This window comes from Colwellia sp. KU-HH00111 (assembly GCF_040362745.1).
GTDB lineage: Bacteria > Pseudomonadota > Gammaproteobacteria > Enterobacterales > Alteromonadaceae > Colwellia.
Window position 1 is genome coordinate 266,797 of sequence record NZ_BAABWO010000004.1, and the last position, 13,893, is coordinate 280,689.

Genomic DNA, 13,893 nt, shown 5'->3' on the forward strand with positions numbered 1-13,893 from the left:
GTCGTTAGGCTAGCCAATGAAGTAAGCAATCTAACCCTTGTTGGTTAATGCTCGTATCGGCTTGTGCTAATACGATGGGCTTGGCATGAAAAGCAACGCCAAAACTTGCTGCTGCCATCATTACCAGATCATTTGCACCATCACCCATTGCCACAGTTTGTGAAGCAGGTATCTGGTATTTCTCAGCTAATAGATTAAGCGAATCGGCCTTAACTTGCGCATCAACCACAGAGCCTAATACCTTTCCTGTTAATTTACCGTCAATAATTTCTAATACATTGGCAAAAGTATCATCAAGTGCTAATAGTGTTTTCAGGTGATCAGCAAAATAGGTAAAGCCACCTGAAGCAACTGCAATACGCCAATTATGTTTTTTAAGTTCAGTAATTAGGGGTTCTAACCCCGCCATTAATGGGATATTTTTAGCGACATCGGCAAGAATTTGCTCAGGTGCGTTAGCTAATGTTGCCACGCGCTGATGTAGGCTCTGTGCAAAATCTAATTCACCTTGCATGGCAAGCTCAGTTACGGCAGCAACTTGTTCACCCACACCCGCTAATTTGGCAATTTCGTCAATACACTCAATCTCAATGGTAGTTGAGTCCATATCCATTACTAATAAGCCCGGTTGGGCTAGGCTTGGTGCGTTTTTAACTAATGCAGCTTCGAACTTTTGAGCTAGGGCAAAGTCAGCCAGTGCTTTGCGTGCGCTAATAAAATCATCACAACAAATACCAAAGCGATAACTTGTTTGCTTATTGCGCGTATTGATGGCTTGCAACATTTCAATATTAAGCTGGCAGTGATGTTGTAAAGCAAGCAAATTGGCTAATGATAAGTCAGCGAAAACGACTAGCTCCACGCATGATGGTTTAATGTTTTTGTCACTACTTACCGTTAAGGCATCCTCATTTAAGGCAAAAGCAACAGGTAGTTCGAGGTCGGTTGGGTTAGTTGCAAAATAACTTTCAAGTGATAAGGGTAATACATTAGTAGAAAAAGACACGTTAACTCTCTATTATAAGTGCATGTCTTAGTTCGCCATGCAAGTTTATGATGAATAAATTAGAACAGCCTTTATACCCTAAACTATCGCCAATTTATAATAAAATTCTGCAATTAGTTAGTGCTATTTTGCTTATCGTGTTGTTGATGAGCTTTTGGGTTGCCAACACAGAAAAAAACAATCGCTTGGTAGAGCTGTACTTTACGGATGTTGCTGACAAATTTTTGCAGCAAGGGGTTGCTGGAATTTCAGTTTTGCTGAGCCAAAAAGATGCCGATATCAGTAAAAAAGATCGTTATGCCCAAGTACAAGCTTATTTAAATAACCTTGCCCGTGCAGATCATATTAAACAAGTGCATTGGTATGATAAAACAGGTTTGCTGTTGCTTAGCTCTGAAATAAATGATCAAGCAAGTGGTTCAATTAAGTTGCTTTACGGTATAGATGAAAGCTTGACCACCTTAGATAAAAGTCAACAATATGTGCCATTTATTAAAGAAATTCGTACCGATACCTTAATTGGCTATTTACGCTTTACCATTGAAAAGTCATATTTAACCTCTTCGTTGACTAAAAATCATAATGAAAGTCAAACATTGTTTCGGGCGTTACTAATTGTTGCCGGTTTGATTGGTTTTCTGTTAACACGCGGTTTAAACCGTTTTAGCCGCCAAGGCTATCGTGCGCCAAGTTTGCGTTCATCGGCAAAAAACAACTGATCAACATTAAGCTCTAATTGCTGGGCAACTACGTCTGAAGACTCTGCTCTTATTGCTACTAACGCTTGAAATACTATCAGCAGGTTTAAGGGGGAATTGTTCATTCCTTGCTGCCCTAATGGCTGCATTGCTGGCGCGTCGGTTTCAATCACTAAACTGGCTAAAGGTAAACGCTTAACAGCATTAATGGTTTTTTTTGCTCTAGGGTAGGTGATAGTGCCACCAATTCCTAATTTGTAACCTAAATCAAGGTAAGCTTTCGCTTGCTGATAATTACCTGAAAAAGCATGAATAACGCCGCCTTTACTGACATTATATTTTTTTAAAAGCGGCACTATATACTGATGTGACTGACAATGATGCACAATAACCGGCAAATTGTGTTCTTGGGCGAGCTGAAGCTGCATTTCAAAACACTGTTGTTGTAGCTCAATGTTTTTAGCAAATGCTTGCTCATTGTGAGTATTCTTTTTCGCTTTAAACACATCAATACCGCACTCACCTATTGCAACTACTTGCTGGTGGTTATTGTCCAATGCTATTTTCAGTGTTTTTTTGAGCTGTTTTGTTTGAAAGTCAAGGTCGATATTTTCAGCACTGAGCTCGTTACCTGGGATCAAAAACCACGGATGTATACCTAGGCCGCATGCAATATTAACCTTGGCCTTTAATTGCTCAGTTAGCGATAATACGCTTTGCCAGCGCTCAGGGGTAACACTGGGGACAATAATGCGATGAATATGTTTATCATGGCATTGTTGAAGGAGGGTAGGTAAACTCTGGTGAAATGCTTGAAAATCAAGGTGGCAATGACTATCGGTAAATTTCATCATTGCCTCCTTTATACATAAATAAGAGTGAGTTGGGTTGCTCGTTACTCGCTTTGGACTAGCCGATGAATTTTCGAGCGTTGCGGAACATACGAACCCAAGGTGAATCTTCACCCCAACTGTCAGGATGCCACGAGTTAGCTACCGTTCTAAATACACGCTCAGGATGAGGCATCATAATAGTTACCCGACCATCGGTGGTGGTTAATGAAGTAATACCATCAACTGAGCCATTTGGGTTAGCAGGGTAAGTTTCAGTTACATCACCGTAGTTATTTACATATCGCATGGATACAGTACCTGAATTATTAGCAGCATCAATAGCTTCATCAGAGCTAAATTCAGTACGACCTTCACCGTGAGAAACAGCAATTGGCATCATTGAACCAGCCATATCTTTAAATAGTACCGATGGGCTATCTTGAATTTGAACCAGTGAGAAACGGGCTTCAAAACGTTCTGATTTGTTTTGTACAAAGCGTGGCCATGCTTCACTGCCTGGAATGATCTCTTTCAAGTTAGACATCATTTGACAACCATTACACACACCCAATGAGAAGGTATCTTCACGCTCGAAAAACGCCTTAAACATTGCTTTAGCGCTTGGGTTAAATAAGATGGACTTAGCCCAACCTTCACCCGCGCCTAAAACATCACCATAAGAGAAGCCTCCACAAGCGACTAAACCATTAAAGTCGGCTAAATCAGCTCGCCCTGCTAAGATATCTGACATGTGAACATCAACAGCGACAAAACCTGCACGGTCAAAGGCTGCTGCCATTTCAACGTGTGAATTAACGCCTTGCTCTCTTAAAATGGCTACACGAGGATTGGTTCCTTGTTGTGCATCTTTTGCAATTAGCTCAGCAACAATATCTTCATTAATATCAAAGCTTAAATCTGCATTCAAACCCGGATCTTCAGTATCATACTTTACATCGTGTTCTTGTTGTGCGCATTCAGGGTTATCACGTAGAGATTGCATCTTGTAAGTGGTGTTAGCCCAAGTAGTACGATAATAAGTGCGAGAATTCTCTAGTACAACCTCACTATCGCGTGAGAAACGGATAGTGTCTTCGTTGTTAATACGACCAATATCAGTCGCGTAATCTAAAACACCGTGTTCAGCTAAAATAGCGTGAATATCATCAATATCACTTTCGCGAACTTGAATAACTGCACCTAATTCTTCATTAAATAACACTGATACGTTGTCGCCAGGTAACGCTGATAAATCAATATCAACACCCGTATGGCCGGCAAATGCCATTTCACATACGGTAGTAAATAATCCGCCATCAGAAATATCGTGATACGCTACTAGTTTTTCATTACGTACTAAAGATTGCATGGCGTTAAAGAAGCCTTTTAATACTTCTGGGCTATCAACATCAGGGGTTTCATTACCAAGTTGTTTATAGACTTGTGCTAAACATGAACCACCTAGACGGTTTTTACCTTTTGATAAATCAAAGGCAACAATACGCGTGTCACCAAGGTCATTACGTAACTGTGGAGTAACAGTTTTGCGAATGTCTTCAACAACACCAAACGCGGTGATAATTAATGACATAGGTGAGGTTACTGATTTATCAACAGTACTGACTTCACCATTCTCATTTGTATTTTCTTCAGTCCACTGGGTACGCATAGACATTGAGTCTTTACCGACTGGAATCGTTAACCCTAGGACAGGGCAAAGCTCTTCGCCAATGGCTTTAACCGCTTCATAAAGACCTGCGTCTTCACCGGGATGGCCGGCAGGAGACATCCAGTTTGCCGAAAGTTTAATGCGGTTTAAGCTATCTCCATTTGAGCCAGCAATATCAGTACCGGCAATATTCATTAAGGATTCGGCTACAGCCAAACGTGCAGAAGCGCCAAAGTTTAATAAGGCAACAGGTGTTCGTTCACCCAATGACATTGCTTCACCATGGTAAGAATCAAGCGCTGAAGCCGTTACGCCACAGTCAGCTACTGGCACTTGCCAAGGGCCAACCATTTGGTCTCGGTTAACCATACCTGTTACAGAGCGATCGCCTATGGTAATCAGGAAGGTTTTTTCAGCAACAGTTGGTAGGCTTAAAATACGATTAGCAGCGTCGTCAAGTGTAATATCTTTCACATTTAAGATATCACCAACAGCTTTAGCACTTTGTACATCTTTGAAGATTTTAGGTGTTTTACCTAACAATACATCAAGAGGTAAGTCGATAGGGGTATTTAACGCTTCATCGTTTGCAAAATGTTCGTCGGTTACGGTTAAATGCTCTTCTTCTGTGGCACGTCCAACAACAGCAAACGGTGCACGCTCACGGGCACAAATATCACTAAATTGTGCTAATTGTGCATCAGATACTGCCAATACGTAGCGCTCTTGTGACTCATTACACCAGATTTCGTGTGGTGCCATGCTGCGTTCGTCATTGGGTACGTTACGAAGCTCAAACACACCACCACGACCGCCATCAGACACCAGCTCAGGGAAAGCATTTGATAAGCCTCCAGCACCCACATCATGAATAAATAAAATAGGATTAGCATCACCAAGTTGCCAACATTTATCGATCACTTCCTGACAACGACGTTCCATTTCTGGGTTTTCACGTTGCACCGAGGCAAAATCTAAGTTTTCAGCTGATTGACCAGAAGCCATTGAAGATGCTGCGCCACCGCCTAAACCAATGTTCATTGCTGGGCCACCTAGGGCAATTAAATTTGCGCCAACAATAATATCGCCTTTTTGCACGTGCTCATCACGAATATTACCTAAACCACCAGCCAACATAATGGGTTTGTGGTAACCACGAACTTCTGTGCCATTAAATGAGTTGACTTGTTCTTCGTACGTACGGAAATACCCTAAAATGGCCGGGCGACCAAACTCATTGTTAAATGCCGCACCACCAAGTGGGCCTTCTAGCATAATATCTAAGGCAGAAACAATGCGATTAGGCTTACCAAAATCACTTTCCCATGCTTGTTCAAAGTCAGGAATACGTAAATTGGATACTGAAAAGCCAACTAAGCCGGCTTTAGGTTTAGAGCCAATACCGGTTGCCCCTTCATCTCGAATTTCACCACCAGAGCCTGTTGCCGCACCCGGATAAGGTGAAATAGCCGTAGGATGGTTATGGGTTTCAACCTTCATTAAAACTTGAATATCTTCGTGGTTGTAGCCATACACGTTAGTTTCTGGGTTAGGGAAGAAACGACCACCCTTGTTGCCTACCATAACAGCGGCGTTATCTTTGTATGCACTTAAGACAAAGTCAGGGTTGACTTCGTGGGTATTACGGATCATTTTAAATAATGATTTAGGTTGTTTTACGCCATCAATAGTCCAATCTGCGTTAAATATTTTATGACGACAATGCTCTGAGTTCGCTTGAGCGAACATATATAGTTCGATATCGTGCGGATTGCGACCGAGTTTACTGAAATTTTCAAATAAATAATTTACTTCATCGTCAGCAAGGGCTAACCCTAATTCAATATTGGCTTGTTCTAAGGCATTTTTACCGCCGTTTTCAATATCGATAGCGGTTAATTTACCTGGATCTGAACTGGCAAATAACTGGCTAGCATCACTAAATTCTGCGAACACGCTTTCCATCATACGATCATGCAACAGCGCACTTAATTGCATTTTTTGCTCAGCAGATAAGTTAGCTCCTTCTGCCAACGTAATATAATAGGCCATGCCACGTTCTAGGCGCTCAACTTTGGTTAAACCACAATTATGTGCGATATCGGTAGATTTTGATGACCAAGGAGAAATCGTTCCTGGACGAGGAGTAACTAATAAAAATTGACCCGTTGGTTCATGTTCTTCAATTGTTGGCCCATAGGTTAATAATTTTTCTAATACGCTTTCTTCGTCAGGCGATAGCGCGTCTTTTAGTTGTGCAAAATGAGCAAATTCAGCGTAAATATCTGTCACTGGCAGAGCTAAATCGTCACATTGAGCTAATAATTTATTTACTCTAAATTCAGAAAGTGCTGGAGCGCCACGAAGGTTTTTTATTAACGTCGTTTTGGGCATCGTCATAGGGTAATCACCAAGTTTGTGTGGGGTTTTGGTTAAGTTTTTTACTCGACAAAAACTAACCGAAAATTTCGCGCGTATTATAGTAGAAATTTTCCTTTTTGGTAAGCGCTAAAGTTTGATGTTTGCATTTTAAAAGGAAAAAGGTAATGGATCTTTTTTTTTCACTAATAGCATTAAACTTCAAAACAATAGAGTTAGTGTTTTACACATATAATTCTTGTTCTAGTAAAGGGTTTTTGTGCTAGATTTTTTAGGATTTTTTTCTGTGACCATTTCATCTATTCTACTAAGTAATACTTTGCTAGATGACTCCATATTACAAACATTTTCAATAATTTCATCTCTAATGCTTTTATTTCCTTGCCAATTTTTTTCATAGCCCTGCAATGCTTGCACAATAGATTGATGCACCTTTTGATGTGGCAAATCAATTTTTGAGAAACTCTCTGTATTTTCAAAGCGCTTACCTTGTTCACCAAAATACCACTGCCCAAATAAACAATCATGGTGGTCGGCAGTCACAATTTTACGACTTTCATCATGTTCATCATCATTATTTGAAATAGCTCTATAAGCATTTTGTTTAAATACCATTAAGTCTGCTTTAACTAAAGAGCCTGCAGCTTGATCTTTTGCTGTATTTACACACGTAGTAGTTTTTATAGCTGAAACCAATAATGCTTCGATATTCTCATAAACGTCATCAATTAGTTCATTAGCTGAAGTAGTTAACGACACTGATTGCTCCGTTTGATCGGTAATATTAGCCACACGTTTAGAAAAAGATTGTAAAATTGTTGCTATTTCATCGGCTATTTCTTTGGTACGAGATGACAAGGCTTTGACTTCATCGGCTACAACAGCAAAACCTCTTCCGTGTTCTCCAGCACGAGCTGCTTCAATAGAAGCATTTAAAGCAAGTAAATTAGTTTGATCTGCAATAGCTGTAATAGCAGAAAGGGCGCTTGAAATTTCTTGGCTATCTTTGTTAAGTTCTTTTACAACACTGGCAACTGATTCAGCATTTTCATTAATATTTTTAAGAGAAAAATTAATGTCCTTCACAGCTTTACTACTCGCTTTGGCCGAAGTGACATTTTGTTCAGCCAATAACTCAACTTCAGTGACTTCCGTTGATATTTTTGTTAAATCCTGCTGGCTTCCACGTAAATCTTCAATCAAATTTTGAGTGTTAAGCTCATACAACTCACTTGTTAGGGCATTTTGTGAGATAAATTCAACATTTTTATTCATGGCTTCAAGTGACTTATTGATATGCTGTAAAGATGATTTTAATAAACCAGGCAAAGCAGTTGGAAAAGTTGGTCTAGAAAAATCATTATCTACGGCGTAACGAAAACAGGTGTTCACTTCATTGAAGTAATTTTCTAGAATATCAAAAAGTTCATTTAATTCCCAAGCAACTTTACCAACCTCGCCCTGTCCTTTTGTTTGCGTGATCCGTTTTGTTAATTGGCCTCTATTAGCTAAAACTAGTACTTGGTTAATATTATTTAATGTAGTTAAATACTTATTAAAACTCATAAATATTTTTACTGACATCACCCCTATCATAATAGCAATTCCTAAGAGGAAGTAGTCTGCACCATGTTCCAAAAAAATATACGCAAACATGCTGGTTGCAATTAATCCAAGCAAAGTCGCATAAATTTTAAGTTTAGTTTTTAATAAGGGTATATTTGCTGAAACTTTAGTTGATTTGTTGACACGACTATTTTTATGATTCCCCATATATTCCTCTACTGCGAGTTAAACAAACCAATAACAAAATCTTGATATTCAACATTTAAGTTTTTCAATTGTTTTTGCAAATAATCAATTGAGTTATCTTCAGCTATTTTATTCGAACTTGCTGAAGCCTCTATTTCTAGCATTGTTTCATAAATAGGTTCTATTACATCTAAGGCAGAAATAGGAGGCTTTCGCCTTACTGACAAATAACCTGATAACTTACCATTCACATCATATTCTGGAGTGATGTTTGCAAATACCCAATAATATCGCCCATCACTACGTAGGTTTTTAACAAAACCAAAAAACTCTTTTTCTTTTTTAATCGTCATCCAAATAAACTTAAAAACGCCTTTTGGCATATCCGGGTGACGAATAATATTGTGGTTAATATTAAGTAATTTATCTTCAGATAAAGCTGACATTTCCATAAAAGTTCGATTGGCGTATATTATGTGGCCACGTAAATCAGTTTTACTAACAATAAATTGTTCATCGCCCATACAAACTTCTTCGTCAATAATTGTGACGCTGGTATCATTGCTTTTATTTTTTTGCATTTATTCATCCATCTTTCTTCTGCATTTATCGCTATAAAAATATGTTTTCGTTATGGATTTTAATATGTTTTTTAAATTTTTGTTAATACATGTATAGCTAATGCCTACCCTGAAATCAATAAAAGTTATTAAATACGGTAATATTTCTTGTTCGCTCAGGTTTAAACGTCCAATTCGTCACGGTATGATTTCCTTCTACGTGGTTTAGGGTAATTATCCAAGACAGAAAAAAACTTGATGAACTTGTTAGCCAATCACTCATGAGTGAATTATACCTACACATAGGTCTGATCTGGTTTAAAGGCATAGGACACTTTGATAAAGGATAATATCCTAATTATTTGAGGTGTTTTATTAGTCAAAAACGACAATACAAAACTTACACTCTAGCTTTCAGTGAAGAAGCTATGACTTTAGTCATTGAACAGGGTTCTAACGTACTAGAGCCAGCAGAGTCTTTAGGGGGCAGACCTAACTTACTTTATGGTTGGAAGTAGTAATTTGAAGATAAGCAATCAGCTGTAGTTTTAGCTGATGATGAACGTAGTGTGTTAATGAAACTTTGTAAAGAAAACAAACAACTGCGTATGGAAAAAGCAAGATTAAAGAAGGCTAGTGCCTTCTTGGCAAGAGAAATAAAAAAAAGTTATCAGTGAACCTGAGCTAATGTTATATCGACACACGAAAGTTTTATTTAAAGTAAGCATGAAAAAATACTTGGCTAACTGAGGAATACACGCCACAATTGAATGATGATATTTACTAATTTTAATAACAACTTCACTCAGACGTTTACGCGAATAGTGATTACTATCTTATTGTTGACCGGGGTTTTTTCTTGCGATGAAAAAAGACAGTCAGCCAGTTTTTCCCGCATGGTTGAACGCGGCTATGTCACTGTTGGCACCCTGTATGGTCCGAATAGTTTTTCTTTGCAAGGCGATGAAATTCGTGGTGAAGGCTATACTGGATTTGAGTATGAGTTGGCAAAAAAATATGCGGATTACCTGAATCTAAAATTAAAAGTTGTAGCAAGTTACTCCCTTGACGAGTTATTTATTAAATTAAATACTGGTGAAGTAGATTTTTTAGCAGCGGGGTTATCGATAACGGATAAACGGTTAGAGCGTTTTCGTTTTGCGCCAAGTTATGAGAGTGTTAGCCAAAAGTTAGTATTTAAACAAGGAAATGTGAGGCCCAGAGATATTGATGATTTAACCGGTACATTGATGGTTACCGCGAACTCTAGCCATGCAGAAAACTTACAAAGGTTACAGCAGAACAATCCTGATCTTACTTGGATTGAAACCTCAGAATTTGACAGTGAAGAGTTGTTAATTAAGTTATTGGAAGGCGAGATAGACTACACCCTTATTGATAGTAATGCCTTGGCGGTTAATCGCCGATATTATCCAGAAGTGAGTGTTGGTTTTACTATTAAACAAGCCGAGCCATTAGCATGGATGGTGAGTAAAAATAGTGATGACGCTATTCTAGCAAGCTTGGTCGAGTTTTTTGGTCAAGTGCATCACAATGGTACTTTATTAGCCCTAGATGACAAATATTATGGCCATATAGAGCAATTTAATTACGTTGAAACGCGCACTTTTATCAAAGCAGTGGAAACAAAGCTACCTCAATACCAGCCAATGTTTGAAAAATATGGTCAAGAAATTGATTGGCGTTTGCTTGCGGCGATTAGTTATCAAGAGTCGCATTGGCGACCGCATGCCCGCTCTCATACGGGTGTGCGAGGTATGATGATGCTAACCCTTGCAACGGCTAAACAAATGGGGATAAAAAGCCGATTAGACGCCGAGCAAAGTATTCGTGGTGGGAGTAAATACTTTAAACGTATGATTGCGAAAATGCCCGATAGAATACCAAACCCTGATCGAATATGGTTTGCATTAGCCTCTTATAATGTCGGTTTTGGCCATTTAAATGATGCGCGAATTATTACACAACAGCAAGGCGGAGACCCCGATCGTTGGGTAGATGTGAAAACTCGCTTACCACTTTTACAGCAAAAAAAATATTATAAACATACCAAATATGGTTACGCACGTGGTAAAGAGCCGGTTCATTATGTTGATAATATTCGCCGTTACTACGATACATTAACTTGGTTAGATAATAAGTCGAAGCAAGAGCAAACTGTATCAACTGCCGCATTAGAAGTGTCAGAGTAATAAAAAATAAGGCGTGAGTGATTAAAATACATTAGTGATTAAAATACATTTTTTATACTTTTTTCATTGTAATGTCATCTCATTGTCACAATTAATATTAATAATGACGGTGAACAACATTAAATAACCTAAATTAAAGAATCATTAAAAGGTAGAAAAAATATGAAAAATAGAAGACAAATATCAGCAACTGCAAGACGAAATCATTTAAAAATGCGCCACCATAAAGTAAATACACGACGTCAATTTTTTTATAATCAAATCGCTCATCAAGCAGGCAGTCAAACTACTACACAAGCATCATAAATTCAAACCAAAGCAAATTAAGCTAAAGGTTATCCCTCAAGCAGAATTACAGCACCAGAGATAAATGTTTAATCTTGCGTCTTGTTAGAAGTCTGTGGCTTTTGCGCTTGCTTAAGTGCCTTTTTTTCAAGTCGTCGACGTTTAAAAAAGCTTGATAATAACTGACTACATTGCTCCTTCATCACACCTTCAGTGATCGCTATTTGGTGGTTTAACTGTGCATTTTTTAGTAAGTTAAATACACTCCCTGCAGCACCTGTTTTTAAATCAGCACTCGCATAAACTAACCGCTTGATTCTGCTATGTACCAATAACCCCGCACACATTGGGCAAGGCTCAAGTGTTACGTATAGTGTGCAATCAAGCAATCGGTAGTTGTTAAGATACTTACCTGCTTGGCGAATAGCCATCATTTCAGCATGGGCTGAGGGATCATTTTGCCGGATTGATTGATTAAAACCTTCGCCAATAATTTGCCCTTTATAAACAACCACAGCACCAACTGGAATTTCATCGTGTTGCTCGGCTAGCTCAGCTAACTCAAAGGCTTTGTGCATAAAGTGAAGATCTTCAGCGTTATTTACTACAGTCATGATAAAAATAGCTCTAGTAAATCATTAAGATACCTATGACCTAGCGGGGTTACTTGCCATGAATCATTGAGCAGCCCAGGCTTTTTTGCCTCGGGTGTGCATGACATAAGCTTTTTATGTTGTGCGTGCTGTAAAGCTGGCAGCACTGTATCTAATGATAATCCGGTGCGCTGTTGATAATGTGCTAGGGTGAACGAAGAGAATAATCTGAGTTGGTTCATCATGTATTCAAAAGGCAGCTCTTCATGGGGCACTGTAATTAAATGGTCTAAGGGATCGCGGTTTGTGTCTAAATACCCTTTAGGGTGTTTCACTTTGACTGTACGCTGAATTAATCCTGTTTTTAGGTCGCTAATTTTGCCATGGGCGCCGCAGCCAATACCGAGATAGTCACCAAAACGCCAATAGTTAAGGTTATGTTGACATTGTTTTTCGGGTTGACTAAACGCGGAAATTTCATATTGCTGATAACCTGCATCGGCTAAGAGTTTGAAGCCTTGATCCTGTATATTCCATAAGGTTTCATCTTGAGGTAGCGTAGGTGGTTTTGAATGAAAAGCAGTATTAGGCTCAATAGTAAGTTGATACCAAGAAAGGTGATCGGGTTTAAGGCTAATAGCGGTTTTTAAGTCGTCTAAAGCATTATCAAGGCTTTGATTTGGCAAGCCGTGCATTAAATCTAGGTTAAAGCTGCTCACCCCTGATTTAACCGCAAGCTCAGCAGCTTGCTTCGCTTGGTTTACGTTATGAATTCGTCCCAGTTTTATTAGCTTTTCTGATTCAAAACTTTGCACGCCAATAGATAAACGAGTGACCCCTGCATTGGCAAAGCCAATAAACTTATCTGCTTCAACTGTACCAGGGTTTGCTTCTAAGGTGATCTCTATGGATTTTTTTGGGGGAATGCTATGTTCAAAACGTGCTAGCACTTGGCTTAGCAAGCTTTCAATTGCCTGTGCTGAGAATAGGCTAGGAGTGCCGCCACCAATAAAAATAGAATGTAATGGCCTATTAGATAAATTAAAACGTGCTATGTCAGCATCTAAATCAGCGATTAAGGCTTGTACGTAGTCTTGCTCAGGAATTTCGGCCTTGAGCGCATGAGAATTAAAATCACAATAGGGACACTTTTCCACACACCAAGGTATGTGAATATACAATGATAACGGTGGCAACGTCAGAAAATGTTTATTAACCTGCACTATAGGCCTGCTGAGCAGATAGCTTGTTAACTAGTTGAGCTAAAGCTTGGCCACGATGGCTTAGTCTGTTTTTTATGTCGCGTGGTAATTGTGCTGAAGATAGCTGAAGATCGGCTTGCCAAAAAACAGGATCATAGCCAAAACCTTGTTCACCTTGCTTGGCTCGGCTGATGCTGCCTTGCCAAACACCATGGCAAATAATAGGTGTGGGATCATTTTCATGTTTCATATACACCAATACGCAATGGAAACGCGCGCTTCGCTGTTCATCAGGTATGTCTTTTAATGCTTCAAGCAGTTTATTGGTATTGTCCTCATCGGTGACATGTTCACCAACAATATCACTTGCATAGCGTGCTGAGTATACACCGGGGGAACCATTTAATGCATCGACTTCCAAGCCAGAGTCATCGGCAATAGCTGGAAGTCCAGTTATTTTAGCTGCATGACGAGCTTTAATTATGGCATTCTCAACAAAGGTTGTACCCGTTTCGTCAACATCAGGTACATTAAAGTTACTTTGTGGAACGATTTCTATTTGGTGTGTGGCAAGTAAGCTTGATAACTCGTTAACTTTACCTTGGTTGCCGGTAGCTAAAACTATTTTGGACATGAAAAATTGGCACTATGACAAAGAATTAAGGGCGCTAATAATACGGCAAAAATAGCACAGGTACTAGTG

The 13,893-nt window shown here is 39.1% G+C and carries 10 protein-coding genes and 1 pseudogene; 3 read left to right on the plus strand and 8 right to left on the minus strand.

Translation table 11 applies throughout. From position 1 onward, the window contains the following. Positions 1–4: 4 nt before the first annotated feature. Positions 5–1,006 (minus strand): phosphoserine phosphatase SerB, encoded by a 1,002-nt coding sequence (gene serB / locus ABXG98_RS09885; protein WP_353538508.1) that lies wholly within the window; start codon positions 1,004–1,006, stop codon positions 5–7. 47 nt (positions 1,007–1,053) lie between these two features. Here serB and ABXG98_RS09890 point away from each other — a divergent pair, with 47 nt between their 5' ends. Continuing rightward, on the plus strand, positions 1,054–1,725 hold the full coding sequence (locus tag ABXG98_RS09890; protein ID WP_353538509.1) for a hypothetical protein: 672 nt from the start codon (positions 1,054–1,056) through the stop codon (positions 1,723–1,725). Here ABXG98_RS09890 and ABXG98_RS09895 read toward each other — a convergent pair. The 4 genes and pseudogenes from ABXG98_RS09895 to ABXG98_RS09910 form a co-directional block, all read right to left on the minus strand. Further along, positions 1,683–2,555: a TatD family hydrolase gene (locus ABXG98_RS09895; RefSeq protein WP_353538510.1), complete on the minus strand. Its 873-nt coding sequence runs from the start codon at positions 2,553–2,555 to the stop codon at positions 1,683–1,685. The two genes, ABXG98_RS09890 and ABXG98_RS09895, sit on opposite strands and share 43 nt — an antisense overlap. A gap of 58 nt (positions 2,556–2,613) precedes the next feature. After that, positions 2,614–6,600, minus strand: a complete 3,987-nt coding sequence (gene purL / locus ABXG98_RS09900) for a phosphoribosylformylglycinamidine synthase (RefSeq protein WP_502901554.1) — start codon at positions 6,598–6,600, stop codon at positions 2,614–2,616. Positions 6,601–6,828: 228 nt separating this feature from the next. Continuing rightward, positions 6,829–7,563, minus strand: a pseudogene (locus ABXG98_RS18990) (methyl-accepting chemotaxis protein); the annotation flags it as partial. Between the two features lie 803 nt (positions 7,564–8,366). Next, entirely contained in the window at positions 8,367–8,918 is a 552-nt protein-coding gene (locus tag ABXG98_RS09910) for a PAS domain-containing protein (RefSeq protein WP_353538512.1), read from the minus strand. A 752-nt stretch (positions 8,919–9,670) separates the two neighbouring features. Between ABXG98_RS09910 and mltF the strand changes: the two genes are divergently transcribed. Further along, positions 9,671–11,110: a membrane-bound lytic murein transglycosylase MltF gene (mltF, locus tag ABXG98_RS09915; RefSeq protein ID WP_353538581.1), complete on the plus strand. Its 1,440-nt coding sequence runs from the start codon at positions 9,671–9,673 to the stop codon at positions 11,108–11,110. Between the two features lie 162 nt (positions 11,111–11,272). Next, the gene (locus tag ABXG98_RS09920; RefSeq protein ID WP_353538513.1) at positions 11,273–11,416 is read left to right on the plus strand and encodes a hypothetical protein; all 144 of its coding nucleotides are present in this window, start codon (positions 11,273–11,275) and stop codon (positions 11,414–11,416) included. A gap of 68 nt (positions 11,417–11,484) precedes the next feature. On the opposite strand, the gene tadA is transcribed toward ABXG98_RS09920, so the two are convergent. Genes tadA through rdgB form a run of 3 tightly spaced genes read right to left on the minus strand, consistent with a single transcriptional unit; the run spans position 11,485 to position 13,824 of the window. After that, positions 11,485–12,009 carry a tRNA adenosine(34) deaminase TadA gene (gene tadA, locus ABXG98_RS09925; RefSeq protein ID WP_353538514.1) on the minus strand — a complete coding sequence of 175 codons (525 nt, stop codon included), beginning with the start codon at positions 12,007–12,009 and terminating at the stop codon, positions 11,485–11,487. Further along, positions 12,006–13,190, minus strand: a complete 1,185-nt coding sequence (gene hemW, locus ABXG98_RS09930) for a radical SAM family heme chaperone HemW (protein ID WP_353538582.1) — start codon at positions 13,188–13,190, stop codon at positions 12,006–12,008. Before hemW ends, tadA begins: the two co-directional genes overlap by 4 nt. Before the next feature lie 10 nt (positions 13,191–13,200). Further along, entirely contained in the window at positions 13,201–13,824 is a 624-nt protein-coding gene (gene rdgB, locus ABXG98_RS09935) for an RdgB/HAM1 family non-canonical purine NTP pyrophosphatase (RefSeq protein WP_353538515.1), read from the minus strand. Between the last annotated feature and the right edge of the window lie 69 nt (positions 13,825–13,893).

Coding starts and splice junctions, on each gene's coding strand:
- ABXG98_RS09890 (WP_353538509.1), top strand. CDS start 1,054: ATGATGAATAAATTAGAACAGCCTTTATACCCTAAACTATCGCCAATT.
- ABXG98_RS09895 (WP_353538510.1), bottom strand. CDS start 2,555: ATGAAATTTACCGATAGTCATTGCCACCTTGATTTTCAAGCATTTCAC.
- purL (WP_502901554.1), bottom strand. CDS start 6,600: ATGCCCAAAACGACGTTAATAAAAAACCTTCGTGGCGCTCCAGCACTT.
- ABXG98_RS09910 (WP_353538512.1), bottom strand. CDS start 8,918: ATGCAAAAAAATAAAAGCAATGATACCAGCGTCACAATTATTGACGAA.
- mltF (WP_353538581.1), top strand. CDS start 9,671: ATGATATTTACTAATTTTAATAACAACTTCACTCAGACGTTTACGCGA.
- ABXG98_RS09920 (WP_353538513.1), top strand. CDS start 11,273: ATGAAAAATAGAAGACAAATATCAGCAACTGCAAGACGAAATCATTTA.
- tadA (WP_353538514.1), bottom strand. CDS start 12,009: ATGACTGTAGTAAATAACGCTGAAGATCTTCACTTTATGCACAAAGCC.
- rdgB (WP_353538515.1), bottom strand. CDS start 13,824: ATGTCCAAAATAGTTTTAGCTACCGGCAACCAAGGTAAAGTTAACGAG.